Annotated in this window: 25 protein-coding genes; 11 read left to right on the forward strand and 14 right to left on the reverse strand. The window is 75.1% G+C overall.

What is annotated here, in order from left to right; all coding sequences use genetic code 11:
• Window positions 1-2 precede the first annotated feature (2 nt).
• The 8 genes from ACF3NH_RS06270 to ACF3NH_RS06305 form a co-directional block, all read right to left on the reverse strand.
• Window positions 3-2,366, reverse strand: a complete 2,364-nt coding sequence (locus ACF3NH_RS06270) for an MMPL family transporter (RefSeq protein ID WP_422922254.1) — start codon at window positions 2,364-2,366, stop codon at window positions 3-5.
• A gap of 37 nt (window positions 2,367-2,403) precedes the next feature.
• Window positions 2,404-2,994 carry an outer membrane lipoprotein carrier protein LolA gene (locus ACF3NH_RS06275; RefSeq protein ID WP_422922256.1) on the reverse strand — a complete coding sequence of 197 codons (591 nt, stop codon included), beginning with the start codon at window positions 2,992-2,994 and terminating at the stop codon, window positions 2,404-2,406.
• Window positions 2,991-3,884: an LpxL/LpxP family acyltransferase gene (locus tag ACF3NH_RS06280; RefSeq protein WP_198367152.1), complete on the reverse strand. Its 894-nt coding sequence runs from the start codon at window positions 3,882-3,884 to the stop codon at window positions 2,991-2,993. Before ACF3NH_RS06280 ends, ACF3NH_RS06275 begins: the two co-directional genes overlap by 4 nt.
• Window positions 3,881-4,195 (reverse strand): hypothetical protein, encoded by a 315-nt coding sequence (locus tag ACF3NH_RS06285; protein ID WP_198367151.1) that lies wholly within the window; start codon window positions 4,193-4,195, stop codon window positions 3,881-3,883. The genes ACF3NH_RS06280 and ACF3NH_RS06285 overlap by 4 nt, the downstream gene beginning before the upstream one ends.
• Window positions 4,192-5,589 carry an AMP-binding protein gene (locus tag ACF3NH_RS06290; protein ID WP_422922257.1) on the reverse strand — a complete coding sequence of 466 codons (1,398 nt, stop codon included), beginning with the start codon at window positions 5,587-5,589 and terminating at the stop codon, window positions 4,192-4,194. Before ACF3NH_RS06290 ends, ACF3NH_RS06285 begins: the two co-directional genes overlap by 4 nt.
• Complete coding sequence (locus ACF3NH_RS06295) at window positions 5,582-6,244, reverse strand: hypothetical protein (RefSeq protein ID WP_422922258.1); 663 nt, start codon at window positions 6,242-6,244, stop codon at window positions 5,582-5,584. Before ACF3NH_RS06295 ends, ACF3NH_RS06290 begins: the two co-directional genes overlap by 8 nt.
• Window positions 6,245-6,263: 19 nt before the next feature.
• Entirely contained in the window at window positions 6,264-6,560 is a 297-nt protein-coding gene (locus ACF3NH_RS06300; RefSeq protein WP_370592032.1) for a phosphopantetheine-binding protein, read from the reverse strand.
• A 186-nt stretch (window positions 6,561-6,746) separates the two neighbouring features.
• Window positions 6,747-7,673 carry a MipA/OmpV family protein gene (locus tag ACF3NH_RS06305; RefSeq protein WP_422922259.1) on the reverse strand — a complete coding sequence of 309 codons (927 nt, stop codon included), beginning with the start codon at window positions 7,671-7,673 and terminating at the stop codon, window positions 6,747-6,749.
• A 342-nt stretch (window positions 7,674-8,015) separates the two neighbouring features.
• Here ACF3NH_RS06305 and ACF3NH_RS06310 point away from each other — a divergent pair, with 342 nt between their 5' ends.
• A complete protein-coding gene (locus tag ACF3NH_RS06310) occupies window positions 8,016-9,014 on the forward strand; it encodes a calcium-binding protein (protein ID WP_422922260.1) in 999 nt (332 codons plus the stop codon).
• Between the two features lie 3 nt (window positions 9,015-9,017).
• On the opposite strand, the gene ACF3NH_RS06315 is transcribed toward ACF3NH_RS06310, so the two are convergent.
• A complete protein-coding gene (locus tag ACF3NH_RS06315; protein WP_422922261.1) occupies window positions 9,018-9,806 on the reverse strand; it encodes a class I SAM-dependent methyltransferase in 789 nt (262 codons plus the stop codon).
• Window positions 9,807-10,061: 255 nt separating this feature from the next.
• Here ACF3NH_RS06315 and ACF3NH_RS06320 point away from each other — a divergent pair, with 255 nt between their 5' ends.
• Both ACF3NH_RS06320 and ACF3NH_RS06325 read left to right on the forward strand, forming a co-directional pair.
• A complete protein-coding gene (locus ACF3NH_RS06320; protein ID WP_422924729.1) occupies window positions 10,062-10,859 on the forward strand; it encodes a lysophospholipid acyltransferase family protein in 798 nt (265 codons plus the stop codon).
• 8 nt (window positions 10,860-10,867) lie between these two features.
• Window positions 10,868-11,659 carry a glycosyltransferase family 2 protein gene (locus tag ACF3NH_RS06325; protein WP_198367144.1) on the forward strand — a complete coding sequence of 264 codons (792 nt, stop codon included), beginning with the start codon at window positions 10,868-10,870 and terminating at the stop codon, window positions 11,657-11,659.
• On the opposite strand, the gene ACF3NH_RS06330 is transcribed toward ACF3NH_RS06325, so the two are convergent.
• Window positions 11,547-12,443 carry a polysaccharide deacetylase family protein gene (locus tag ACF3NH_RS06330; protein WP_422922262.1) on the reverse strand — a complete coding sequence of 299 codons (897 nt, stop codon included), beginning with the start codon at window positions 12,441-12,443 and terminating at the stop codon, window positions 11,547-11,549. The two genes, ACF3NH_RS06325 and ACF3NH_RS06330, sit on opposite strands and share 113 nt — an antisense overlap.
• A 162-nt stretch (window positions 12,444-12,605) precedes the next feature.
• Between ACF3NH_RS06330 and ACF3NH_RS06335 the strand changes: the two genes are divergently transcribed.
• From ACF3NH_RS06335 to ACF3NH_RS06365, 7 genes are read left to right on the forward strand one after another with little or no spacing between them, the layout of a single operon-like run.
• Window positions 12,606-13,841: an ABC transporter substrate-binding protein gene (locus ACF3NH_RS06335; protein ID WP_198367142.1), complete on the forward strand. Its 1,236-nt coding sequence runs from the start codon at window positions 12,606-12,608 to the stop codon at window positions 13,839-13,841.
• Window positions 13,842-13,887: 46 nt separating this feature from the next.
• Window positions 13,888-14,802 (forward strand): branched-chain amino acid ABC transporter permease, encoded by a 915-nt coding sequence (locus ACF3NH_RS06340; protein ID WP_198367141.1) that lies wholly within the window; start codon window positions 13,888-13,890, stop codon window positions 14,800-14,802.
• The gene (locus tag ACF3NH_RS06345; RefSeq protein WP_422922263.1) at window positions 14,795-15,760 is read left to right on the forward strand and encodes a branched-chain amino acid ABC transporter permease; all 966 of its coding nucleotides are present in this window, start codon (window positions 14,795-14,797) and stop codon (window positions 15,758-15,760) included. Before ACF3NH_RS06340 ends, ACF3NH_RS06345 begins: the two co-directional genes overlap by 8 nt.
• On the forward strand, window positions 15,757-16,515 hold the full coding sequence (locus tag ACF3NH_RS06350) for an ABC transporter ATP-binding protein (RefSeq protein ID WP_198367139.1): 759 nt from the start codon (window positions 15,757-15,759) through the stop codon (window positions 16,513-16,515). The genes ACF3NH_RS06345 and ACF3NH_RS06350 overlap by 4 nt, the downstream gene beginning before the upstream one ends.
• Window positions 16,515-17,216 carry an ABC transporter ATP-binding protein gene (locus ACF3NH_RS06355; protein ID WP_422922264.1) on the forward strand — a complete coding sequence of 234 codons (702 nt, stop codon included), beginning with the start codon at window positions 16,515-16,517 and terminating at the stop codon, window positions 17,214-17,216. Before ACF3NH_RS06350 ends, ACF3NH_RS06355 begins: the two co-directional genes overlap by 1 nt.
• 41 nt (window positions 17,217-17,257) lie before the next feature.
• Window positions 17,258-18,100 carry an alpha/beta hydrolase gene (locus ACF3NH_RS06360; protein ID WP_198367137.1) on the forward strand — a complete coding sequence of 281 codons (843 nt, stop codon included), beginning with the start codon at window positions 17,258-17,260 and terminating at the stop codon, window positions 18,098-18,100.
• Window positions 18,100-19,581, forward strand: coding sequence for an alpha/beta fold hydrolase (locus ACF3NH_RS06365; protein WP_422922265.1), 1,482 nt, complete (start codon window positions 18,100-18,102; stop codon window positions 19,579-19,581). The genes ACF3NH_RS06360 and ACF3NH_RS06365 overlap by 1 nt, the downstream gene beginning before the upstream one ends.
• Window positions 19,582-19,591: 10 nt before the next feature.
• Here ACF3NH_RS06365 and ACF3NH_RS06370 read toward each other — a convergent pair whose 3' ends face one another.
• Together ACF3NH_RS06370 and ACF3NH_RS06375 are read right to left on the reverse strand one after the other, a co-directional pair.
• Complete coding sequence (locus tag ACF3NH_RS06370) at window positions 19,592-20,137, reverse strand: hypothetical protein (protein ID WP_422922266.1); 546 nt, start codon at window positions 20,135-20,137, stop codon at window positions 19,592-19,594.
• Window positions 20,134-21,948, reverse strand: coding sequence for a transglycosylase domain-containing protein (locus ACF3NH_RS06375; protein ID WP_422922267.1), 1,815 nt, complete (start codon window positions 21,946-21,948; stop codon window positions 20,134-20,136). The genes ACF3NH_RS06370 and ACF3NH_RS06375 overlap by 4 nt, the downstream gene beginning before the upstream one ends.
• 114 nt (window positions 21,949-22,062) lie before the next feature.
• On the opposite strand from ACF3NH_RS06375, the gene ACF3NH_RS06380 reads away from it, so the two are divergent.
• On the forward strand, window positions 22,063-23,391 hold the full coding sequence (locus ACF3NH_RS06380) for an aspartate aminotransferase family protein (RefSeq protein ID WP_422922268.1): 1,329 nt from the start codon (window positions 22,063-22,065) through the stop codon (window positions 23,389-23,391).
• Between the two features lie 23 nt (window positions 23,392-23,414).
• Here ACF3NH_RS06380 and ACF3NH_RS06385 read toward each other — a convergent pair whose 3' ends face one another.
• Together ACF3NH_RS06385 and ACF3NH_RS06390 are read right to left on the reverse strand one after the other, a co-directional pair.
• Window positions 23,415-24,326, reverse strand: coding sequence for a PhzF family phenazine biosynthesis protein (locus ACF3NH_RS06385; RefSeq protein ID WP_422922269.1), 912 nt, complete (start codon window positions 24,324-24,326; stop codon window positions 23,415-23,417).
• Window positions 24,323-24,541: a DUF1127 domain-containing protein gene (locus tag ACF3NH_RS06390; protein WP_422922270.1), complete on the reverse strand. Its 219-nt coding sequence runs from the start codon at window positions 24,539-24,541 to the stop codon at window positions 24,323-24,325. The genes ACF3NH_RS06385 and ACF3NH_RS06390 overlap by 4 nt, the downstream gene beginning before the upstream one ends.
• Window positions 24,542-24,617 lie beyond the last annotated feature (76 nt).

A 24,617-nucleotide genomic window follows, 5' to 3' on the forward strand; every position in this document is an offset into this window, starting at 1 on the left:
GTTCAGCGCGCCGGGCGAGGCGCCAGGGCCAGGGAGAGCAGGAAGGCGGCGGTCACGCCGATCGCCACCGTCAGCCCGATGCCGCGCAGCACCGGCGTGGCGCAGAGGGCCAGCAGGCCGAAGGTGAGCAGCGTGGTGACGGCGCAGGTCAGCACCGCCTCCAGGCCGCGCCGCGCCTCCGCCGGGTCCCGTGCCGGCCGGGCCAGGAACAGCGCATAGTCGATCCCCACCCCCGCCGACAACAGCAGCGCCGCGAGATGGAAGGGTGTCAGCCGCTGGTCCAGCAGGGCGAGGGCCGCCAGGGTCACCAGCAGGGCGGCCAGGATCGGGGCGCCACGGCGCAGCGCCGCGAGCGGCCCGCCGCCGCGCAACCCGAGGGCCAGCAGGGCCAGCACGCCGAGCGCGCCGGCCGCCGCCCAGAACAGCGCCTCGCGGCTGGCGGCCAGCACCAGCCCCGTGGTCTCCGCCTTGACGTCGATGAACAGGATCGCCGGTTCGCCGAGCGCCGTCAGCGCCTGGCGCAGCGCCGCCGGATCGCGCACCCCGGCCGGGATGACCAGGCCCTGCCAGGCCGCGCCGCGCGGCGCCAGCATCGGGCTGAGGCGGGCGGCGAGCACCGGCGCCGCCGCCAGATCCGCGACCGTCAGCGGCGGCAGGGCGCGGCTCTCGGCCAGCCCGTCCAGGAAGGGGCGGAAGGCGTCGGGCCGGAAGGGCAGCCCGGCCGCCGCCTCGGCCAGCCTGGCCCGCAGGCTCTCCGGCGCGGGCAGCGCCGCCTGGCGCGCGCGCTGGGTCGCGGCGCTGGGCAGGTAGCGGCTGGGCGAATCGAAGCCGGCCAGGGCGCCGCGTGCGACCAGCGGCGCCAGGGCGGCGTCGATCCGCTCGGACAGGCGCAGCACGGCCTCGGCGTCCGGCGCCGTGAAGGCCACCAGGAGATTCACGTCCGGCGCGCCGAGCTGGCCGCGCAGCTCCGCATCCAGCGCCCGCTGCGCCTCCGGCACCGGGCTGAGGCGGGCGAGATCGTCCTCCCAGCGCGGGCCGCCCGTCGCCAGCAGCGCCAGGCCGGCCAGGGGCGCGGCCAGCAGCAGGCGGCGCCGGCCGCGCAGCGGCGCCAGCGCCGCCAGGACCGGTCCCGGCAGGGGCCGCAGCGGCGGCGGCGTGGCGGGCAGCAGGCTTGGCAGGAGCCAGCGCGTCACCGCCACACCGGCCAGCAGGCCGGCGGCGCCGAACAGCCCGAGCTGGCGCAGCAGCGGGACGTCGGAGGCCAGCATGGCGGTCAAGCCCAGCGCCGCGCTGCCCGCCGCCAGCAGCAGGCTCGGGGCGATGCGCCGCGCCGCGCCCGCCACCGCCTCCTCCTCGCCCTCCCCCTTCGGCCGGCGCTGGCCGAGCAGCAGCAGCGGGTAGTCCACCACCACCCCCAGCATCGTCATGCCGAAGCCGAAGGCGGCGCCATGCACGGCGCCGTGCCAGGCGGCCACGGCGGCGAGGCCGGCCAGCATGCCGGCCAGCAGCGGCACGGCTACCGCCGCCAGCACCAGCGCCGAGCGGAAGCGCCAGAGCAGGAAGCCCAGGATCAGCAGGCCGGAGAGCAGCGCGATCATCTCGACATCGGCGCGCACCGCCGCCGCCGCCTCGGCGGCGAAGACGCCCGGCCCGCTCAGCAGCAGCCGCGCCTCGCCCGGTCCGGCCCCACGGCCGGCCCTGGTGAAAGCCTCGTGGAACACCGCCATGGCGGCGGCCTGCGCCTCGGTGTCGCTGCCCGTCCCCGCCAGGCGGGCCAGCAGCAGGGCGCGCGGCGGACCGGCCCCGTCCTGTCCGGCTCCCTCCTGCCCGGTCCCGGCGAACCAGACGCCGTGCCGCAGCTCCACCCGGCTCTCGCCGAGCCAGCCGCGCATGGTGTCGAGGAAGACGCCGGCCGGGTCGGCGAAGCCGAAGCGCGCCACGAGCGGCGCGGCCGCCGAGCGCAGCCCGGCCAGCAGCCGCTCCATCCCGGCGCGCAGCGCGGGCGCCTCGAAGAGCGGCGGTGCCGTCGCCGCCGAGAGCAGGTAGCGGTAGCGGAAGAGCAGATCCCGCTCCGCCTCGCTGAAATCCTGCGCGCCGTTGCCGACGAAGGAGAACCGGCCGGATTGGCGCAGCGCCTCGCCCAGGTCGCGGCTGAGCCGGGCCAGCTCCGGCTCCGGCGCGCCCTCGATGGCCGCCAGCATCAGCGTGGTGGCGGCGCCATTCCGCAGCTCGCCGAGCAGGAAGGTGGTGGCCGGGCCACGGGCCGGAGGCAGCAGATCGGTCAGCTCCGCCCGGAAGGCGACCAGCCGCGACAGGCCGAGGCCGAGCAGCGCCAGCGCCAGCAGGACGAGGAGAAGCCGCCTCACGACGCCGCCGGGCGCCGCGGCGGCGGAGCCTGCCGGCTCATGGGCGCGGCGTAATGGCGAGCCGCGTCACGCCCTCGCTGGCCCGGGTCACGACGTGGCGCAGGCCGCCGCCCTGGCCGGTGATCTCGATCCCCTGCACCGCGACGCGCAGCCGGGCCGAGAGCGGCGTCAGCACCATGCGCCACCGCCCCGCCTCGCCCTCCGGCCGGAAATCGATCTCGAAGTACCGCCGCAGCACCGGCAGGTCGCCCGCCAGGGTGGCGCGGACGGATTCCACCAGGGGTCGGATCTCGGGCGACTGGTCGAGGCTCAGCTCGCGCCGGATGCCGCGGCCGGGCTGCGCGAAGAGCAGCCGGTCGCCATCGGCGCGCAGGATCTCCTCCTCCGGGAAGGTGGTGTGCTTCTCCAGCCGGTCGGGCGGGGTCCAGGACAGGGTGCCGCTGCTCGGGAGCGGGATGTCGAGCTGCGGGATCGCCTTCTCCTCGGTGAACGAGGCGGTGCCGCCGGGCTCGGCCGCCAGCGCGGCCATGGCCCCCTCCAGCGTCAGCGGCGCGGCCAGGGCGGGGGGAGCGGGCAGCACCAGGGCCAGGGCCAAGGCCAGGAGAGCGCGGCGGCGCGGCGAGCTCATGCCTCCATCTCCTCCCAGAAGTCGTAGAAGTTGAACCAGTTGTAGGGGAAGGCGCGGGCCACCGCCTCGATCCGTTCGGCGTAGCGCCGCGCCGCCAGGGCCAGTGCCGCCCGGCGGTCGCGGCGGTCGAGCGCGATGCGCTCGGCGAAGGGCTGGAAATGCACCTCGTAGCGGCGCGGCCCGGTCCAGACCGCGAAGGCGATCATCACCGGCGCGTCCAGCACCCCGGCCAGGATATGCGGCCCCTCGGGGAAGGCGGCCTCGCGGCCGAGGAAGGGCACGCGCGTGACCCTGCTGCGCGTCGGGTTGCGGTCGGCCAGGATGCCGACCAGCCCGCCGCGCTCCAGGCACTCCTTGGCCCGCAGCATGGCATCGGGCCGGCCGAGGGAGACGACGTCGCTCGCCGTGCCGCGGCCCCAGCGGGAGAAGAAGTCGGCGCTGATCGCGGCATGGTCGCCATGCATCAGCGCCATCACCTCCACCGGGCAGCCGGTATCGGCCACCGCGCGCATGGCGTCGAAGCTGCCGATATGCGCGCCGAGCAGGATGCAGCCGCGCCCCTCGGCGATGTGCCGGTTCAGCAGGTCGAGGCCGGTGACCTCGATGGTATAGCCGGCGCGGCGCCCGTCGAGCAGGAAGACCCGGTCGAGCAGGGTGGCGGAGAAGGTGAGGAACTGGCGGAACCGTTCCGTCAGGCGCGGCTCGCGCCCCAGCGCGCGGCGCAGGAAGGCGCGGCCGGCGGCGCGCTGCCGCGGGGCCGAGAGGAAGAAATAGGCGGTGATGGGGTAGAGCAGCGCATAGGCGACGCGCCAGCCGAGGCGGGTGATGATCCAGCCCATCAGCCGCAGCGCCGCAGCACTGCCGCGCTCGCGCTGCTCGCGCCAGCTCATGCCGGCCCGGCCAGGGGCGCCACCGCCGCCTCGCCGGCCAGCACCAGCGCCGCGCCGCTGTGGCAGCGGAAGGCGAAGCGGCCGGGCGCGGCGGGCCACAGCACCACCTCGACCGCCTCCTCCGGCGCCACCGGCGCGCTGAACTTGGCGCGCAGCAGCCGCGCCACACGGCCCCCCGCCGCCGCCCCGAGCCGCTCCAGCACGGCGTCCAGCAACACCACGCCCGGCACCAGGGGGCGGCCGGGAAAATGCCCCGGCAGGCAGGGATGCCCGGCAGGCAGCCGGAAGAGGAAGCGGATCTCCGCGCTCATGCCTGTTCCGCCTGGCGCCGGCGCAGCGCCGCCAGGGCCGCGGCCGGCAGCTTGCCCACCCGGTCGCGCGGCAGGGCGGGCAGCAGGGTCACGCCGCGCGGCAGGAACACCGGATCGACCTGCCCGCGCAGCGCCGCCAGCACGGCCGCGCCGCTCATCCCCGGCGCCACGGCGAAGGCCAGCAGCCGCGCCGCCGGATTGCGGTCGAGATCCTCGGGCACGAGGAAGACGCCGTCCTCCACCCCCGGCACCGCCTGCAGCAGCCGGTTCAGGCTGGCGAGCGAGACGCGCTTGCCGCCCAGCTTGACGATATCGGCATGGCGGCCGAGCAGGCGGAAGGCACGGCCGCCCGCCGCCAGGGTCACGGCATCGGCCAGCGGCACCGGGCCGGGCATCCCGGCGACCAGCGCCTCCATCCGCCCGCCCGCCCCGTCCGCCGCATCGGCCGGCGCCTCCACGGGCCGCAGCGCGACGCTGTCGTAGAGGTGCCAGGCCTCGCCCTCCACGGTGCGGCGGCTGGCGATCGAGCCCATCTCGGTGGCGCCGTAGATCTCCAGCACCTCGGTGGACCAGGCGGCCTCGGCCTCGCGCGCGAGGTCGGGGTCGAGCGGGGCGGTTGCGGAGATCACGGCGCGCAGCGGCGGCAGGGCGGCGCCGGAGCGCAGCAGGGCGCGCATCTGCAGGGGCGTGGTGACCAGCAGGCGGGGGGTGGGCGCGGCGTGCAGCGCCTCGGCCACCTCCACGGGGTAGAAGAAGGGCCCGGCATGGCTGGCCGTCGCCGCGTGCAGCGGCAGGGCGAGGGTGGTCTCGAAGCCGTACATGTGCTGCGCCGGCACGGTGGCGACCAGCGTGGCCGCGCCGCTCTCCCCCGCCGGCCGCTCCAGCCCGAAGCGCGCGGCGGCGGCGCGGCTGGCGGCGACCAGCGCGCCCCAGGGCTTCGGATGCGCCCCCGGCTGGCCGGTGCTGCCGGAGGTGAAGCCGATGATGGCGACGCGCCCGGCCGGGATCAGCGGATTGGGCAGAACCGCGAGGCCGGCGCCGGCCTCGCCGCCGACGCGGATGGCGCCCTCGGGCACCGCCCAGGCCGGGTCGTCCTGCACCGCGTCGGCCATCGGGTAGAGGCCGGGGTAGAGGGCGGCGATCTCGCGCTGGCGGCGCTCCGTGCGGTCGGCGGAGAGCAGCATCACCTGCCCCCGGCTGAGCGCGGCGGCGAGGCCGAGCAGCGCGTTGTAGCGATCGGCGCAGAGGTTCAGCACATGCGGCCGGTCGGGCAGCCGCGCCGCCAGCACAGCGACCTCGGCCAGGAAGCGGCGGACGGTGATGGCCTCGGCGCCGCGGCGGAACAGGATGGCCTCCGGCGCCCGGTCGGTCAGCGGGAGGGCGATGTCAGACATGGCGGATGCTCCCGGCGGCGCTCGCCTCCGCAGCGATGTCCCGGTGGGCGGTGTCCCGGTGGGCGGTGTCCCGGTGGGCGGCGATGATGGCCCGCAGCGTGCGGGCCGGCGTGGCCGGGCCGAGATGCGGGAAGCAGCGGTCGCGCAGCGCGTGCTCCGCGAGGAACAGGCCGAGCATCAGCGCCGAGCCCGCCGCCGCCACCGCGCCCGGCGCCAGCCCGGCGAGCGGCGCCGCGGCCTGAAGCGGCGCGGCCAGCGCCAGCAGCGCGGCCCAGAAGCCGGTCAGCCGACGGGTGTAGCCGGCGCATTCCGGCGGCAGGCGGCCGAAGTCGAAGCGGGTGTAGTGGGTGATCAGCGGCTCACGCCCGGGCAGCAGGGTGGCGGCGAAGCGCGCCGAGAGCATCAGCAGCCCGAGCGCCGGCAGCAGGGGCAGCAGCGCCGCCGGCGCCACGCCGCGCGCCGCGCCCGCCGCGAGCAGCCCGAGGCCCGTCAGCGCCAGGGCGCCGGCGCCGGCCAACCGTGCCGGCCAGCGCCGGCCCATGGCCATCCCCAGCGCCCCGAGGCCGAGGAGCAGCGTCGCCCCGTGCCAGCCCAGGAGCCGCGCGCCGAGCGCGGCGGCGGCCAGGAGCAGGGCGGGGATCAGCGCGCCCGGCATGGTCCGGCCCCGCCGGGCGTCAAGCCTGGCGGTTCCTCTGGACATGCGCGCAGAGATTGCGGAGCGAGGCGAAGATCTGGCCATTGCGCTCATCGTCCGAGCGGAGCTGGAAGCCGTAGCGCCGCGAGATGGCGAGCGCGATCTCCAGCGCGTCGATGGAATCGAGGCCCAGGCCCTCGCCGAAGAGGGGGGCCTCGGGGTCGATCTCGCCGGGCTCCATCTCCAGGTGCAGCGCCTCGACGATCAGCGCCGCCACCTCGGGCTCCAGCGCCCGCGCCGCCTGGCCCTCACCGGAATTCTCGATCGTGGACGTCACGGGGTGCCTCCCTGCCGGTGCCCAGGCCAGATGCCATCCGCCTGCATCCCAGCAGGGCGGCCTTGCCGCAAGGGGCGAAATACCGCCGCGGCTTTGTCTCCGAAACAGGATTCCTTCGCCTTCCCGGCAAGAAAATGGCTCCGCTGATGCCGTTCCGCGCCGCAATCGGCCGGTGGCCAGCAGCCCTCAGTCGAACGGACTGGCGCTGGAGGCGACGCTGGCCTCGGAGCGGTAGAGCGACCAGGAGAGGCCCAGCGCCGCGCTCAGGTTCCAGTCGCGGCGGAACAGCGGGCTGTCCTCGTTGCGGGCGCCGTGGAAGGATTCCACCCGCCCGCCGGCCACCGCCGAGAGCCGCCCGGTCAGCGGGAAGCGGTAGGAGAACTGCATCCGCGTGCCGAGATAGCCGCCCTCCGCGTCATAGGCCGGGCGGTCGGCCCGGACGTAGCGCGGCTCGACGCGATAGAAGTAGTCCATCATCCGGTCGGTGGCGAAGACCGGGCCGAGGCCGATCCGGAAACGGTCGCCCTCGCGCGCCAGGGCGCGGCGCTCATAGGCCAGCTCGGGCGAGAAGGTCAGCCCGCGGTAGCGGACCGAGGACAGGTCGGTGGAGAAGACCGCGCGCAGCGGCAGTTCCAGGTTCAGCCGCTGCGGCCGCGCCGGGTCGCGCCAGAGGGTGATGCGCAGCGAGGGGCCGACCTCGCCCTGCCAGTCGAGATCCGGCATGCCCTCGCGCGCCCGGTTGTCCCTCGACGAGGAGGGGAAGGCGCCGGAGAAGCTGAGGTCGAGGCCGATCGCCTCGTCATTGTAGAAGCGGCCGCGCACCCCCTGGCCGTCGCTGCGCAGGATCTCGCCGCGATAGATCAGGTAGGGGAAGGCCAGACCCTGGAAATGGTTCTGCCCGGCGGCCGGATAGTCCGGCAGCCAGCCGGCGCCGGCGGCCAGCCCGGCCTCGAACTTCGGCAGCCTGACCTCGCGCGCCGCTTGCATGGCCGCGCCGGTAACGGCCTCCGGGACCATCCCCGGTTCCGCCTCCTGGGCGGAGGCGCGGCCGACGGCCAGGGCGAGCGCCCAGGCCAGGACCAGGCCCGGCAGGTTACAGCCGGCCCGGATCATGCGGGGCGCTCCGCCAGCGGAAGCAGGCTGGGCAGAGGCGTGCCGGCCCGGCAGGGGGTGACGCGGGTGCTGAAGCCCGACGCCGGCGGCACAGCCCGCCGCTCCAGCGGCAGCGGGTCGGTGTCCCGGGCCGGCGGCGCGCCCGGGTTCCGGGCGGCGGATGCGGATGCGGACAGGGCGCCTCTCCCCCGTGGTTGGCATACAGGACATCAGTAAGGGCTGGCGCGGCCGAAGCAAGCGCCCAGACTGCCTCGCACGGACCGGCGCCTCGCGCGAACGTGGGACGACACGGGCGCTTCCGTCAGGAATTGTTCGCCTTCTCCAACGAACCGGACAGTCAGCATGCAACGAGCGAAGGATGGCGCCGAGAGTTGCCCGAAAGCCTGGTGGGCGGGCTGGGAAGGGCCGGTCGCGATCGGCAGCCACTGCGCCGACGGGATCACGCTGGAGGGCGACGGCTGGCTGGTGCTGGGCCGCGGCGGCGACGACCGGATCGAGGTGACCGGCTCCGGCCTGTTCGAGGGCGCCAGCAGCATCTTCGGCGGCGGCGGCAATGACGTCATCCAGGTCCAGGGCGGCGGCAACTATGTCGCGGGCGGCACGGGCGACGACGAGATCCAGATGGGCTTCTTCACCGCCCCGAGCTTCAACAACCGCGTCTTCGGCGACAGCGGCAATGACGTGATCGCCATCTCCGGCTCCGGCAACCTTCTCCGCGGCGGCGACGGCAACGACCTGCTCTTCGTGGATGGCTTCCGCACGCATGGCAATGACCTGTTCGGCGAGGCCGGCGACGACCTCCTGATCGCCTGGACGCGGCAGGCGCGGATGGATGGCGGTGACGGCGACGACGTGCTGGAGGCGAACAGCCCCGGCGACAGCCTGTTCTACACCGACGACATCGGCGCCGTGATGACCGGCGGCAGCGGCCGCGACAGCTTCTCCGCGCGGCCCGGCAATATGGTGCTGGTCGATGGCGGCCATGACGGCCTCGTTTCCGAGGGCGACCGGCTTACCGGTATCATCGACATCATCACCGACTACGAGGCGGGCGAGCGGCTCTCGCTGGAGGCGGCGGCGGAGCGGGTGGAAACGGTGCGCCTTTCCCAGGCCGAGCCGACCTGGGCCGGCGCTCATCCCGCCCTGCTGGAGCCGGGGCAGCATGCCGTCTTCCGCGGCCGGCTGGACGAGAGGGAGGGCTTTTTCGTGCGGGCGGGCGGGCCGGACCTCCTGCTGCTGCATGGCGGCGGCCCGGACGGCTTCTACGGGCTGGACGAGTCGATCGCCCGTGGCCTCCTGGTCCTGCGGTCCTGGCCGGGGGAGGCGCCCGTCATCGGCTGAGACTCACCCGGCCTCCGGCCGGCGCGCCGTATAGGCCTTGAACAGGCCGAGCGAGGTCTCGCAGGCGACCGCCTCGAAGCCGGCCGCGCGCAACCGCGCCAGGATGGTCTCCGCCGGGACGCAGGCCTCGATCGTGTCCCAGTAGTAGCGCATCAGCAGGTCGTCACGGCCCCGCGGGGCGGTCAGGCGGCAGAGTGCTGGCACCACCCGCCCCAGATAGGCGCGCGCCAGGGCCCGGCCCAGGCGCCCCTCCGGCCGGCCGATCTCCAGCAGCAGCAGCCGCCCGCCCGGGCGCAGCACGCGGCGGTACTCGGCGAAGGCGATGCCGAGATCGGCCACATGGCGCAACGCATAGCCCATGCTGAGGAAGTCGGCGCTGGCATCGGCCAGCGGAAGGGCCTCGGCGCGGCCCTGCACGAGGCCGATCGGCAGCTCCCGCCGCGCCGCCGCCAGCATGCCGGCGCTGGGGTCGAGGCCGGTGACACGGCCGCCGGCGCCGGCCAGCCGCGCCGCCTCGCGCGCCACCAGCCCGGTGCCGGTGGCCACGTCCAGCACCCGGTCCCCGGGGCGCAGGCCGGCGCGGCGCAGCGCCTGCCGCCGGTACCAGGCGCCGGTGCCGAGCGAGAAGACGCGGTTGATGCGGTCGTAATGCGCGGCGGTGTCGTCGAAGAGGCGGCGGACGAAGCCGGCGCGGGCTTCCGCCATGCCGTAATACTGCGGCAGCACGGCATGCGGGGCGAGATCCGGGGGGGCCTCCGAGGAGGCCTCCGGGGGGATCGTGGTCTGCGGCACGGGCATCCTCCTGCGCGGTCACGGCGGCCTGGTTGGCTGCCCGGTTGGCTGCCCGGTTGGCTGATGGACCGCCTGGCACCGCCTCGGCTAGGCTGGGCCGCGCCGCCAGCAGGCCCAAAGACAAGAGGAACGTCAATCCTGGCCAGCCCCGATCCCCGCGCGCCCGGCGGACCCCCGGGGGACTCCCCGGACGAGGCCGGGCGCCCCCTCGCCGCGCCGCTGCTCTTCCCGGTCCTTCTCATCCTCTTCGTGGGGATGTGCCTGGCCTGGAGCCTGCCGGCGGGCGTGGCGCACTGGCTGCTGCCCGAGCGCCACCGCCGGGGCTTCGGCCGGCGCCTGGGGCAGGCCGGCATCTCCGGCGGCTTCCGCCTTTATCTCGCCCTGCTGCGCGGCACGGGGCTGCTGCGGGTCGACACCTCGGCGCTCGATCCGCTGCGCGACGAGGCCGGGCTGATCATCGCCTGCAACCACCCCTCGATGATGGATGCCGTGCTGATGCTCTCCCGCCTGCCGCGTGCCGCCTGCATCACCAAGGCCTCGCTCTGGGGCAATCCGCTGCTCGGCGGCGGCGTCCGCCTGGCCGGCTATGTGCGCAACGATGCCAGCGGGCGGATGATCCGCGAGGCCGCCGGACAGCTGCGCGAGGGCCGCCAGCTCCTGGTGTTCCCGGAAGGCACGCGGAGCGAGCCCCGCCGGCCCGGCGCGGTGGAGCCGACACCGCCGCCCGGACCCTTCTCGCGCTCCTTCGCGGTCATCGCGCGCCGCGCCGGGGCGCCGGTGCAGATCGTGGTGATCGAGAGCGACAACCCCTATCTGCGCAAGGGCTGGTCGCCCTGGCGCCGGCCGCCGCTGCCGCTGCGCTACCGGCTGCGGCTGGGCGCGCGCTTCGCCCCCCAGGAGGGGAGCGAGGCGCTGAGCGCGCGGGTCGAGGCGCATCTGCGCCAGGCCCTGCAACCGGCCGGAGCCGGCACCGGGGCCGGGGCCGGCCCCCAGCCGCAGGCAGGGCCGCCGCCCGCGGTCAGCCGCCGCTCCGCCGTGCGGCACCCGGCCTGAGGCGGGCCGTGCCGCACCCCTCGCGCAGCCACCTGGTGCTGATCCCGAGCTACAACACCGGCCCGCTGGTGCTGCGCACGGTGCGCGCCGCCCGCGCCGCCTGGAACCCGGTCTGGGTGGTGGTGGACGGCAGCACCGACGGCACCGGCGCCGCGCTCGACGCCCTGGCGCGCGACGACACCGGGCTGCGCGTGCTGCACCTGCCGCGCAACCGCGGCAAGGGCGCGGCGCTGCTGCACGGGATGGACCAGGCCGCCGCGGCCGGCTTCACCCATGCGCTGGCGATGGATGCCGACGGCCAGCATCCGGCCGGGGCCATCGCGGGCTTCATGGCCGCCTCCGCCGCGCGGCCGGAGGCGATGGTGCTGGGCCTGCCCCTCTTCGGACCGGAAGCGCCGATGCTGCGGGTCCGCGGCCGGCGCATCTCCAACTTCTGGACCAATCTGGAGACGCTCTGGGCGGGGGTGGGGGATTCCCTCTTCGGCTTCCGAGTCTATCCCATCGCGCCGCTGCGCGCGGTGATGCGGCGGCAGATCTGGATGCGGCGCTACGATTTCGACGCCGAGGCGGCGGTGCGGCTCTGCTGGCGCGGCGTGCCGCCGGTGAACATTCCCGTCCCCGTGCGCTACCTGAGCGCCGAGGAGGGCGGCGTCTCGCATTTCCGCTACCTGCGCGACAATGCCCTGCTCAGCTGGATGCACCTGCGCCTGATGCTGGGCTTCCTCGGCCGCCTGCCGCGGCTGCTGGCACGGCGGGCCCTGGCGAGGGAACCAGCGTCTCGGGCAGCGGCACGGCGCTGAGGCCGGCCGCGGCCACGGCGCCCAGCAGACCCGGCAGCACGGCGAGCACCACGGGCCGCCCCGCCGCGTCCCGCCGGGCATTGCCGTCATGCAGCAGCAGGATCTCGCCGGCGCGCGGCGCGGCCAGCCGGGCGGCGACGCGCCCGGCATCGCCGCTGGCGCCATCCAGCCCCCGCCGGCTCCAGGAGACCAGGCCGAGCCCCGCCCCGGCCAGCACCGGGTCGAGCAGCGGGCTGCGCAGGCCCATCGGCGCGCGGAACAGGCGCGGCGCCTCGCCGAGCGCCGCGCCGATCGCCGCCTGCGCCGAGAGCACCTCGCGCCGCATGCCGAAGGGGCCGAGCGCCGCGAAATGGCGGGGATGGGTGTGGGTGTGGTTCTCGATGCTGTGGCCGCGCCGCCGCATCTCGCGCAGCAGCGCCGGATGCCGCGCGGCGCGCTCGCCGATGACGAAGAAGCTGGCCCGCGCGCCGTGGCGCTCCAGCAGGTCGAGCACCGCCGGGGTCACCGCCGGGTCCGGCCCGTCATCGAAGGTCAGGGCGATCTGGCGGCGCGCCGCGCCGGCCGGCGGCAGGCGGCGCAGATTGGCGCCCAGCCAGCCGTTGCGCGGCGCCATGCCGGCGGCGGTCAGCAGCGCGTGGTTGGCCAGCAGGCCGCCCGCCAGCCAGGGCCAGAGGCCGGGCTGCGCCGCCAGCGCGGCGAGGCCGCCGGCATGCAGGCCGAGCGAGGCGCCCACCAGGGGCGCCGGCGACCAGCGGCGCCAGGAGAAGGGGGGGGCGGGGGACATCCTGCCGCCGCTTGTGCCGGGTTTCCCGCCGGCGGGAAAGCAGCCTCGGCGGCGGCCGGGCGTTTGACCACCTCTTCCGCCCGGTGAACAATTCCGCCACAGGATGGACCGGCGACAGAATGGTCCGGCACGGGTTGCCGGCGCAGATCGGGGAGAGGGCGCATGATCGGCAGGCGGGATGTGTTGCGGGGCGGCGCCGGTCTGGCGTCCCTGCCGCTGGCGGCGGGGCTGGCGCGGCCGGCGCTGGCCCAGGGGAGAGGGGCCCAGGGGAGAGGGGCCCAGGGAACAGCCGGTGACGCGCCGCTGAAGATCGGCATGGTGACGACCCTCTCCGGCCCGGGCGGCTATCTCGGCCAGGACATCCGCGATGGCTTCGCGCTCGCCATGGCGATGCGGGAGGGCAGGCTCGGCGGCACGCCGGTCACGCTGCTGGTCGAGGACGACGCGCTGAAGCCCGGCCAGGGCAAGCAGATCGCCGAGCGCTTCGTGCAGAACGAGAAGATCCGGCTGCTCACCGGCATCGTCTTCTCCAACGTGCTGAACGCCGTGGCGCCGGACGTGCTGGATGCCGGCTGCCTCTATGTCAGCCCCAACGCCTCGCCCTCCAACCTCGCCGGGCGCGAGTGCCACCGCAACTTCTGGTCCGTCGCCTGGCAGAATGACGGGCTGCACGAGAGCGCCGGCCAGGCGGCGGTCAACCTCGGCTACAGGCGGATGTTCATCCTGGCGCCGAACTACCAGGCCGGGAAGGATGCCATCACCGGCTTCAAGCGGCAGTACAGGGGCGAGATCGCCGGCGAGGTCTACACCCGGCTCGACCAGACCGACTACGCCGCCGAGATGGCGCAGATCCGCGCCGCCGCGCCGGATGCCGTCTACCAGTTCCATCCCGGCGGGCTCGGCATCGCCTTCCTCAAGCAGTATGTGCAGGCCGGGCTGCTGGAGCGCGTGCCGATGGTGCTGGCCTCGCCCTCGATGGATTCCAACACCCTCGCGGCGGTGGGCGAGGCGGCGCTTGGCGTGCATGTCACGGCGCAGTGGAACAGCGACCTCGACAACGCCGCCAACCGGCGCTTCATGCAGGCCTTCACGGCGAAGTACGCGCGCATGCCGACCTATTACGCGCAGCAGGGCTACGACACGGCGCTGGCCATCGGCGCCGCGCTGGAGGGCACCGGCGGCCGGATCGACGACACCGAGGCCTTCCGCCGCGCCATGAACCCGGCGAAGTTCGAGAGCCCGCGCGGCCGCTTCGCCTTCGGCCCCAACCAGCACCCGGTGCAGGACTGGTACCTCATCAAGGTGGCGCGCGGCGCGGATGGCCGGCCCGCGCTGGTGACGCAGGGCAAGGTGCTCGAGAACCACGGCGACGCCTACGCGGCGCAATGCCGGCTGTGATGCCCCCTGGGACGCCCGCTGGGACGCCCGCCGCGGCGGCGCGCTGATGGCGCTGTTCCTGGAGCAGGTGCTCAACGGGCTGCAGCTCGGCGTCACCCTCTTCCTGCTGGCGGCGGGGCTGACGCTGGTCTTCGGCATCATGGGCATCATCAACCTGGCGCACGGCTCGCTCTACATGACCGGCGCCTTCGCCGCCGCCTGGGTGGCGGCCGAGACCGGCTCGGCGCTGCTGGCGCTGCCCGCCGGGCTGGCGGCGGCGGGGCTGGCCGGCATGGCGATGGAGGCGCTGGTGCTGCGCCGCCTCTATGGCCGCGACCATCTCGACCAGGTGCTGGCCACCTTCGGGCTGATCCTGTTCTTCAACCAGGGCATGGTGCTGCTCTTCGGGCGGCAGCCGCTCCTGGTGGAGATCCCGCCCGCCCTGCGCGGCACGGTGGAACTGCTGCCCGGCCTGCCCTATCCGGTCTACAGGCTCGCCATCATCCTCGTCGGGCTGGCCGTCGCCCTCGGCCTCTACGTGCTGATCCGCCACACCCGCACCGGCATGCTGGTGCGCGCCGGCGCCACGCACCGCGAGATGGTGCGCGCCCTCGGCGTCGATGTGCGGCTGCTCTACACGCTGGTCTTCGGCCTCGGCGCGCTGCTCGCCGGGCTCGCCGGGCTGATGGCCGGGCCGCTGTTCTCGGTGCAGATCGGCATGGGCGAGCAGATCCTGATCCTGACCTTCGTCGTCACCGTCATCGGCGGCGTCGGCTCGGTGCGCGGCGCGCTGGCGGGCGCGCTGCTGGTCGGCCTGGCCGATACCCTGGCGCGCGCCTATCTCCCCGCCCTGCTGCGCGGCTGGATGCAGGGCCCCGACGCCGACGCGCTGGCCGCCGGCCTCGCGGCGATGAGCGTCTACGCGCTGATGGCCGTCATCCTGCTCTGGCGCCCGCGCGGCCTCTTCCCCGCCCATGCGTGAGCGTCTCGTCGCGCTCGCCGCGCTGCTCGCCGCCCTCGCCCTGCCCTGGATCGCCGAGGCGGCCGGCAGCCCGGCGAGCATCGGCCTCGCCACCCGCATGGCGATCTACGCGCTCGCCGCCGCCTCGCTCAACCTGGCGCTCGGCTTCGGCGGCATGGTGAGCTTCGGCCACGCCGCCTTCTACGGCATCGGCGGCTACGCGGTCGGCATCCTCTATGCCCACTGGTCGTGGCAGGAGCCGCTGCTCGGCCTGATCCCCGGCAGCGTCTCGCTCGCCGCCACCCTGCTGGCGGCCATGGCGGCGGGGGGCGTGGCGGCGGCGGCGATCGGCGCGCTGTCGCTGCGCACCGGCGGCGTGTCCTTCATCATGATCACCCTGGCCTTCGCGCAGATGGTCTTCTTCCTCTTCGTCTCGCTGAAGGCCTATGGCGGCGATGACGGGCTCAGCATCCGCCGCCGCGGCGAGCTGCCGGGCCTCGACCTGCGCGACCCGGCGCAGCTCTACTGGCTCTGCCTCGGCCTGCTGCTCGCCTGGCTCCTCCTGCTGCGGCGGGTGACGCGCGCGCGCTTCGGCCAGGTGCTCTCCGCCGCGCGGCAGAACGAGCGGCGCGTGGTGGCGCTGGGCATCTCGCCCTATCCCTACCGGCTGGTGGCCTTCATCCTCTCCGGCATGGGCACGGCGCTGGCCGGCGCGCTGATGGCCAATGCCACGCGCTTCGTCAGCACCGACATGCTGCACTGGACCAAGTCGGGGGAGCTGATGGTCATGGTCATCCTGGGCGGCGCCGGCACGCTGATGGGCCCGGTGCTCGGCGCCGTCGCGCTGGTCGGGCTGGAATACGGGCTGGCCGGGCTCACCGAGCACTGGCAGTTCATCCTCGGCCCGCTGCTGGTCCTGGTCGTGATCTTCGCGCGCGGCGGGCTGATGGCGGCGCTGCGCCGGCTGCACCTCGCGTGAGCGCGCCGCTGCTGGTCCTCGACGACCTCCGCAAGAGTTTCGGCGGGCTGCGCGCCACCGACGGGCTCAGCCTCGACGTGCGCCCCGGCGAGCTGCACGCGCTGATCGGCCCGAACGGCGCCGGCAAGTCCACCGCCATCGGCCAGATCACCGGCGAGATCCGCCCCGATTCCGGCCGCATCCGCTTCGATGGCGCGGAGATCACGCATCTCTCCGCCGCGCGCCGCGCCCGGCGCGGGATGGTGCGCAGCTTCCAGGTGGTGCAGCTGCTGGAGGAGGCCAGCGCCGAGGACCACCTGGCGCTCGCCGTGCAGGCGCGGCAGGGCCATTCCTTCCGCTTCTGGCGCGCGGCGCGGCGCGACCGCGGGCTCCGCGAGCCGGCCCGTGCCCTGCTCGACCGCTTCGGCCTCGACCCGGCGCGGCGCGGCCTGCCGGCCTCCGCGCTTTCGGCCGGGGAGCGCAAGCAGGTCGAGCTGGCGCTGGCGCTGGCGCTGCGGCCGCGCCTGCTGCTGCTGGACGAGCCGATGGCCGGGCTCGGCGCCGGCGAATCCCAGGCCATGACGGAAACGCTGCGCCGGCTGAAGGGCGAGGTCGCGATCCTGCTGGTGGAGCACGACATGGAGGCGGTCTTCGCGCTGGCCGACCGTGTCTCCGTGCTGGTGCGGGGCCGCTGCATCGCCAGCGGCGCCCCGGAGGCGATCCGCGCCGATCCGGCCGTGCGTGCGGCCTATCTCGGCGAGGGAGAGGAGGCGTGATGCTGGAGGTGCGCGGCCTCACCGCCGGCTATGGCGCCAGCACGGCGCTGTTCGACGTCTCCCTCGCCCTGGGCGAGGGCGAGGTGGCGACCCTGCTCGGCCGCAACGGCATGGGCAAGACGACGACGATCCGCGCCATCCTGGGCCTCACCCCGCCGCGCGGCGGCGAGATCCGCTTCCGCGGGGAATCCCTGGCGGGCCTGCCGCCCGAGGCCATCGCGCGGCGCGGCATCGGGCTGGTGCCCGAGGGGCGGCAGGTCTTCCCGACGCTCTCGGTGCGGGAGAACCTCGTCGCCACCGCCGCCAACCGCGTCGGCCATGCGCAGCCCTGGACGCTGGAGCGGGTCTACGGCCTCTTTCCGCGCCTGGGCGAGCGCGCCGGGCAATCCGCCCGCACCCTCTCCGGCGGCGAGCAGCAGATGCTGGCCATCGGCCGGGCGCTGATGACCAATCCGCACCTCCTGATCCTGGACGAGGCGACGGAGGGGCTGGCCCCGGTGATCCGCGCCGAGATCTGGGCGACGCTCGCCGCGCTCAAGGCGCGCGGCCAGTCGATCCTGGTGGTGGACAAGAACCTCGCCGCGCTCGGCCGCCTGGCCGACCGGCACCACGTGCTGGAGAAGGGCCGCACCGTCTGGTCCGGCAGCGGTGCCGCGATGATCGCCGAGGCGGAGCGGATCAGGGGCTGGATCGGGCTGTAGCACGGGCTTCCCCGCGCCGCGCATTCGAGCCACCATTCGGCATGACACAGCTCTACCGGGGCATGGACCGCGCGGCGCTCGACCGGGAATACGATGCCCGCGCCACCGTGCCGGACATCGCGCCCTTCCTCGCCGCCTATCGCTCGGGCACCGCGGCGGCGCGGCGCGACCTGCCCTGCCGCATCGGCCTCGCCTACGGGCCGACGGAGCCGGAGCGGCTGGATCTCTACCTCGCCGCCCGGCCCGGCCCGGCGCCCGTCTTCCTCTACATCCATGGCGGCTACTGGCGCCTGCTGGATGCCGCCGATTCCGGCTTCATGGCGCCCTTCCTGACCCGCGCCGGGGCCTGCGTCGCGGTGCTGAACTACGCGCTCGCCCCCGCCGTGACGCTGGACGAGATCGTCCGGCAGTGCCGCGCCGCCCTGGCCTGGCTGCGGGCGAATGTCGCGGCGCATGGCGGCGATCCCGCGCGCATCCATGTCGCGGGCGCCTCGGCGGGCGGGCATCTGGCGGCGATGCTGGCCTCGGCCGAGCCTTGCGTCGCCGGCGCCACCCTGCTCTCCGGCCTTTATGACCTGGAGCCGCTGCGGCACTGCCACGTCCATGACTGGCTCCGCCTCGATGCCGCGGCCGCCGCGCGGAACTCCCCCGCCCTGCTGCCGCCGCCGCGCGCCGGCCTGCCGCTGGTCTTCAGCGCCGCCGCCACCGAGACCGGCGAGTTCCTGCGCCAGACCGCCGGGCACGCGGCGCGCTGCGCCGCCGCCGGCTGCGCCGTCACGACCGTCGCGCCGCCGCCCGGCTCGAACCATTTCGACCTGCCGCTGCAGCTCTGCGCCGACACGCCGCTGTCGCGCGCGGTGCGCGCCGCCATGGGGCTCGGCTGATGCCGGTGCGGCGGCTGTTCGGCTGGGGCGGCCGGCAGGTCCGGCGCGCGCTGATCCTGGTGGGCGCCTGCCTGCTCACCCTGCTCGTCGTGCGCGCCTGGGATTCGCAGCGCGGCGCGCCGCTGGAGGCCTGGCACATCCTGGTGCCCCGCGAGCTGCCGCGCGAGGCCATCGAGGAGGCCGGCTGGAACGGCTACCTCGCCGCCGAGGAGCGGCTTCTGCGCGAGATGCGCGAGACGGTCAGCCGCCGCCTCGACCCCAAAGACCGCATTCCCCTCAACCGCTATTTCGAGGGCAGCCCGGCCTATCCGGCGCACCTGCCGCGGGACTGGAACCGCTCCTACGTCCTGGAGCCCGAGGGACCGGCACAAGGCGCGGCCGTCTTCCTGCATGGGCTGACGGATTCGCCCTACAGCCTGCGGCATCTGGCGCGCCGCTACGCCGCGCGGGGCTTCGTCGCCATCGCGCCGCGCCTGCCCGCCCATGGCACCGTCCCCGGCGCGCTGACGGCGGTGGAATGGGAGGACTGGATGGCGGCGACGCGGATGGCGCTGCGCGAGGCGCGCCGCCGCGCCGGGCCGGGGGCGCCGGTGCATCTGGTCGGCTTCTCGAACGGCGCCGCGCTGGCGCTGATGCAGGCGCTCGACATGCTGGAGGCCGGCGACCCGGAGCCGGTGGCCCGCATCGTGCTGGTCTCGCCCATGGTCGGCGTCACGGCCTTTGCGCGCTTCGCCCGGCTGGCCGGACTGCCGGCGGTCTTCCCCGCCTTCGCCAAGGCCGCCTGGCTCAGCATCTCGCCCGAGTTCAACCCGTTCAAGTACAACTCCTTCCCGGTGAACGGCGCGCGCCAGTCCTGGCTGCTCACCGATGTCCTGCGGCAGCGCCTGGCGCGGCTGGCGCGCGAGGGCCGGCTCGGCCCCCTGCCGCCGGTGCTCACCTTCCAGTCGGTGATGGACGCCACCGTCAGCACCGCCGCCGTGCTGGATGGGCTTTACGCCCGGCTCCCCGCCAATGGCAGCGAGCTGGTGCTGTTCGACATCAACCGCGCGACGCGGCTCGGCCCGCTCTTCCGCCCCGCCTCCGAGACGGCGCTGGAGCGGCTGCTGCCGCCTCCGCCGCGCCGCTACCGCGTCACCGTCCTCAGCAACCGCTCGCCCGATGAGGCCGGCATGGCCGAGGAGAGCCTCGCCGCCGGGGAGACCGCCCTCCGCCGCCAGCCCCTGGAGCTGGACTATCCGCCCGACATCTACTCCCTCTCCCACATCGCCCTGCCCTTCCCGGTGACCGACGCGCTCTACGGGCTGAAGCCGGATCCGGAGGAGGATTTCGGCATCCGGCTGGGCGACATCGCGCCGCGTGGCGAGCGCAACACCCTGGTCGTCGACCTCGACAGCCTGCTGCGCGTCTCCTCCAACCCCTTTTTCCCCTATCTGATCGGCCGGGTGGAGGAGGGCATCGCGCCCGCCCCGCCGGCCCGCTGAAGGCGGCGGCTCAGGCGCCCAGGCGCAGCCGGGTCTCCTCCCCCGCCACCTCGGCCGGCATCCCGGCCGCGGCCAGCAGCGGCAGCGCCGCCTCCGGCGCCGGCCAGCTCGCCGTCAGCAGCCGGCCCTCCAGCCGCAGCCGGCGCGGCGCCGAGGCGGGCAGCCCGCGCACGCCCTCCGCCAGGGCCAGCAGGGCGATGTCGGCCCGGGGACGGGCCGGGCGGACCGCCGCCGCCGCCGCCACCTCCAGGGTCAGCGGCTTGCCGGCGGCGAGGTTCAGCACCGGCAGCACCGCCTCCAGGAAGCGCGCGGAATCGATCTCGCCCTGCTCCTCCGGCCGGCCGAGGCGCAGGTAGGAGCGCAGCAGGGCCTCCGCCTGCCGCGCCCCCTGCAGGGCCCGGCCGAGGCGCACGGCGTTGCGGTCCTCCGGCGGCAGGCTCCCCTGGATCGCCTCCAGGTTCATGACCAGCACCATGAACAGGTTGTTCACCGCGTGCTGCATCGGCCGCGCCAGCCCGGCCATGCGGCGGCCCGCCTCGCCCTCCGCCTCGCTCATCGCAATCCCTCCTCGACGATGCTTCGGAACAGCTGCGCCGGCAGGCTGCCGCCGCGCACATCGGCCATCGGGCCGGCATCGTCATTGCCCAGCCAGACACCGATCACCAGCGGCCCCGCCAGGCCGATGAACCAGGCATCGCGCGAGTCCTGCGTCGTGCCGGTCTTGCCGCCGGAGGCCAGGCCCGGCACGGCGGCGGCGCGGCCGGTGCCCTCCCGCACCACCGCGCCCAGCATGCGGCGCATCATCGCCGCATGCTCGGGCGCGACGGCCCGCTGCGGCGCGGTGCGCGGCACGGCCAGCAGGCGCTCGGCGGATTCGGCGCGGCTGACGCCATAGGGCGTGACGCTGTAGCCGCCATTGGCGAAGGGGGCGTAGCCCGCCACCAGGTCGAGCAGCGTCACCTCCGCCGTGCCCAGGGCCAAAGAGGGCGCATCGGGAAAGCGGCCCTGGATGCCGAGGCGCCGCGCCACCGCCGCCACCGCGCGCGGCCCGCCGCCGCGCTGCATCACCCGCACGGCGGCGGTGTTGACGCTCTGCGCCAGCGCCTCCTCCAGCGTGATCGCGCCGCGTGCCCGCCAGTGGCCATTGCCCGGCGACCAGCGGCCGAGGCTCAGCGGCGCATCCGACACCATCTCCTCCGGGGTGGCCCCGGCCTCCAGTGCCGCGAGGAAGACGAAAGGCTTGAAGGCCGAGCCGGGCTGCCGCCGCGCCGCCGTGGCGCGGTTGAAGGGGCTTTGCCGGTAGCTGCGCCCGCCCGCCAGGGCGCGCACCGCACCGTCCCGCGCGTCGAGCACCACCACCGCCCCCTGGCCGGCCCGCGCGGCGGCGCCGGGCCCGGCCAGCAGCGCCTCCAGCCGTGCCTCCACCACCGCCTGCAGCCGCAGATCGAGCGTGGTGCGGAGGATGAGGTCGCCGGCGCCGGGATAGGCCTCGGCCAGATCCTCCTGGACCCAATCGGCGAACCAGCCGGCATCGCCGGAGGGCCGGCGCGGCAGCGCCATGCGCTCGGCCTCCTGGGTGGAGCGCGCGGCGGTGATCAGCCCGACCTCGGCCATGTCCCGCAGCACGTCGGCGCCCCGGTGCATGGCCGCCGCCGGGGCGACGCGCGGGTTCAGCCGGGAGGGCGCCTTGGGCAGCCCGGCCAGGATCGCCGCCTGCCAGAGCGTCACGCGCCGCGCCGGCACGCCGAAATAGAGCCGCGCGGCCGCATCCATCCCATAGGCGCCGCTGCCGAGGTAGACGCGGTTCAGGTAGATCTCCAGCAGCTGGTCCTTGGTGAAGCGGCGCTCCAGCCAGAGCGCCAGCATCGCCTCCTGCACCTTGCGGCGCAGGCTGCGCTCGGGCGTCAGGAACAGGTTCTTGGCGAGCTGCTGGGTCAGGGTCGAGCCGCCCTGCACCACCCGCCCGGCGCGCAGGTTGGCGATGGCGGCGCGCGCCAGTCCGAGAGGGTCGAGGCCGAAATGGGCCCGGAAGCGGCGGTCCTCCACCGCCATCAGCGCGCCCGGCAGGTAGGGCGGCAGGTCGGCCAGCCGCACCGCCTCGCCATAGAGGTCGCCGCTGGTGGCGAGCAGGCGCCCGTCGGCGGCCTCCAGCGTCACGGAAGGGCGGCGGGTCGTGGCCAGCGCCTCCTCCGGGCGGGGCAGGTCCCAGGCGAAGGCGAGCAGCAATGCCGCCAGCGCCAGCCCGCCCCAGATGAGCAGCAGCAGGAGCAGCCGCAGCAGCCGGGCCGGCAGGCCACGCCGGCGCGGCCGGGCCTGCGGCGCGGGGCGGGGCGGCAGGGCGGCGGCGCGGGCTGTGGAGCGAGCCATGGCAAAGGCTTAGAGCAGATCGCGGGGGGATGAAAACATCCCCCGCCGCGTCGCCCTGTCGCCGGCTCCCGATCCGACCTAGGCTCTCCCCGCCACGCCCGGGAGAGAGGCCGCATGAGCCACCTGATCCATCGCAGCCTGCGCAGCGACCCCCCTCTCGCGCTCTCCGGCCAGGGCATCCACCTGCGCGACCAGGACGGCCGCGCCATCATCGACGGGTCCGGCGGCGCCGCCGTCGCCTGCCTCGGCCACGGCCACCCCCGGGTGCTGGAGGCCATGCGGGCGCAGATGGAGACGCTCTGCTACGCGCATACCGCGCTGTTCGGCTGCGAGAGCGCCGAGGCCCTGGCCGATGTGCTGGTCGGCCATCGGCCGGGCGGGCTCAGCCACGCCTATTTCGTCTCCTCCGGCAGCGAGGGCAACGAGGCGGCGCTCAAGATCGCCCGGCAGTACTTCCTGGAGATCGGCCAGCCGGAGCGGCGCCACGTCATCGCCCGCCGGCAGAGCTATCACGGCAACACGCTCGGCGCGCTGGCCGCCGGCGGCAACGCCATGCGCCGCGCGCCCTACGCCCCGCTGCTCTCCGACGCCTTCAGCCATGTCTCGGCCTGCTATCCCTATCGCGGCCGCGCCGAGGGCGAGAGCGACGCGGACTATGTCGCCCGCCTCGCCGCCGAGCTGGAGGCGGAGTTCCGGCGCCTCGGCCCCGGGACCGTCATCGCCTTCCTGGCCGAGACCATGGTGGGCGCCACGCTCGGCTGCGTCACCGCCCTGCCCGGCTATTTCCAGGCCATGCGCGCGGTCTGCGACCGGCACGGCGCGCTGCTGATCCTGGACGAGGTGATGTGCGGCATGGGTCGCACCGGCACGCTGCACGCCTGGGAGCAGGAGGGCGTGGCGCCGGATATCCAGGTCATCGCCAAGGGGCTGGGCGGCGGCTACCAGCCGATCGGCGGCATCCTGGTGGCGGAGAAGGTGGTGGCGGCGCTGCGCGACGGCTCCGGCGCCTTCAAGCACGGCCATACCTACCAGGCGCATCCCATGGCCTGTGCCGCCGCGCTGGCGGTGCAGCGGGTGATCGCCGAGGAGGACCTGCTGGCCAATGTCACGCGCCAGGGCGCGCGGCTGGAACAGGCCCTGACCGAGCGCCTCGGCAACCACGCGCATGTCGGCGAGATCCGCGGGCGCGGCCTGTTCTGGGCGGTGGAGCTGGTGCGGGACCGCGCCACCAAGACCCCCTTCGACCCGGCGCTGGCCGTGCACGAGCGGGTGCGCGACCTCGCCTATGAGGAGGGGCTGGCCTGCTATCCGATGAACGGCACGATCGACGGCCGCCTCGGCGACCATGCCATCCTGGCGCCGCCCTACACGGTGACGGCGGCGCAGGTGGACGAGATCGCCGCGAAGTTCGCCCGCGCCGTGGAGCGGGCGGTGGCGGGCTGAGCACCTGCCGCGGCCGGGCCCCGTCACGGGAGCCGGAGGCGCCCTTCCATCACCGGCACGCAATTCCCGCCTACCGCGGCGAGGATGCCCTCCGCCGTGCGCCAGGCGCGGGCCGTGAGCCGGCTGGGCCGCCCCATCTCCACCCCCTGGCGGACGTCGAGCTCCAGCACCGCGCCGCCCTCGCGGTCGAGCAGCAGCGCCACGGCCGCGGCGGTGGCGCTGCCGGTCGCCGGATCCTCCTGGAGCCGGCGGGTGAACATGCGGGCGCGCAGCGCGCCCGGGCCATCGCGCCGGAAGACGTAGAGCCGCCCGGCCCCCTCCTCCTTCGGCAGCCGGTCCCAGGCGGCGGGATCGGGGACGAGTCGCGCCATCGCCTCCGCCTCCGCCAGCTCCACCAGCAGGAAGGGCGTGCCGACGCTGGCGATCTCGGCCGAGGCCAGCGCCGCCTCCGGCAGGGAGAGGCTGGCCGCCACCGCCGCCCGCGATACCGCGCCGAGGCGGCGAAGCGGCTGCGGCGCGCGAAGCTCGCCACCGACGACCACGCCGTCCCGCCGACGCGGCACCACCACCGTCAGGCCGGCCGGCACCTCGAAGCGGATCTCCTCCGGCACCGCGAGGCCCCGCGCGGCCAGATCCCAGGCCAGGGCGCAGGCACCGCCCAGCGTCGGATGGCCGGCGAAGGGCAGTTCGTGCGCCGGGGTGAAGATCCGCAGCCGCGCGGTGTTCGCCGGGTTCTCGGGCGGCATCAGGAAGCTGGTCTCGGAGTGGTTGAACTCGCGCGCGAGGGCCTGCATCGTGGCCCCGTCCAGCCCCCCGGCTTCCGGCAGCACGGCCAGCGGATTGCCGCTCAGCGGCCGGTCCGTGAAGACGTCCAGAACAGCGTAGCGGTGCTCCGCAGGCCGTCCGGGCCCGGCACACGTGGCCGCGGCGCTCATGACCAGAAGGGCCGGGCGGCCTCACGGGCCGCTTCCGCCCCGGTCATGCCGAGGTCACGCAGCCGCTCCGGGGGTAGATCGCGGAGTTCGGCCCGGGTGGCGGCGCGCCGGCGCCAGAGGCGCAGCCTCGCCTCGCAGGCGGCGAGGAGGAAGCGGACGCTCCCGACGATGCCTTGCGGATTGTACCGATATGACTGCCCTATTGATCCGATCACGACGGTGGGCTCCTTCAAATTGACCCGAATCAATTCATGGCATGGGGCAAATTACCGCTTCAATAGCGGAATTGTT

This window comes from Pseudoroseomonas sp. WGS1072 (assembly GCF_049340465.1).
Lineage (GTDB): Bacteria > Pseudomonadota > Alphaproteobacteria > Acetobacterales > Acetobacteraceae > Pseudoroseomonas.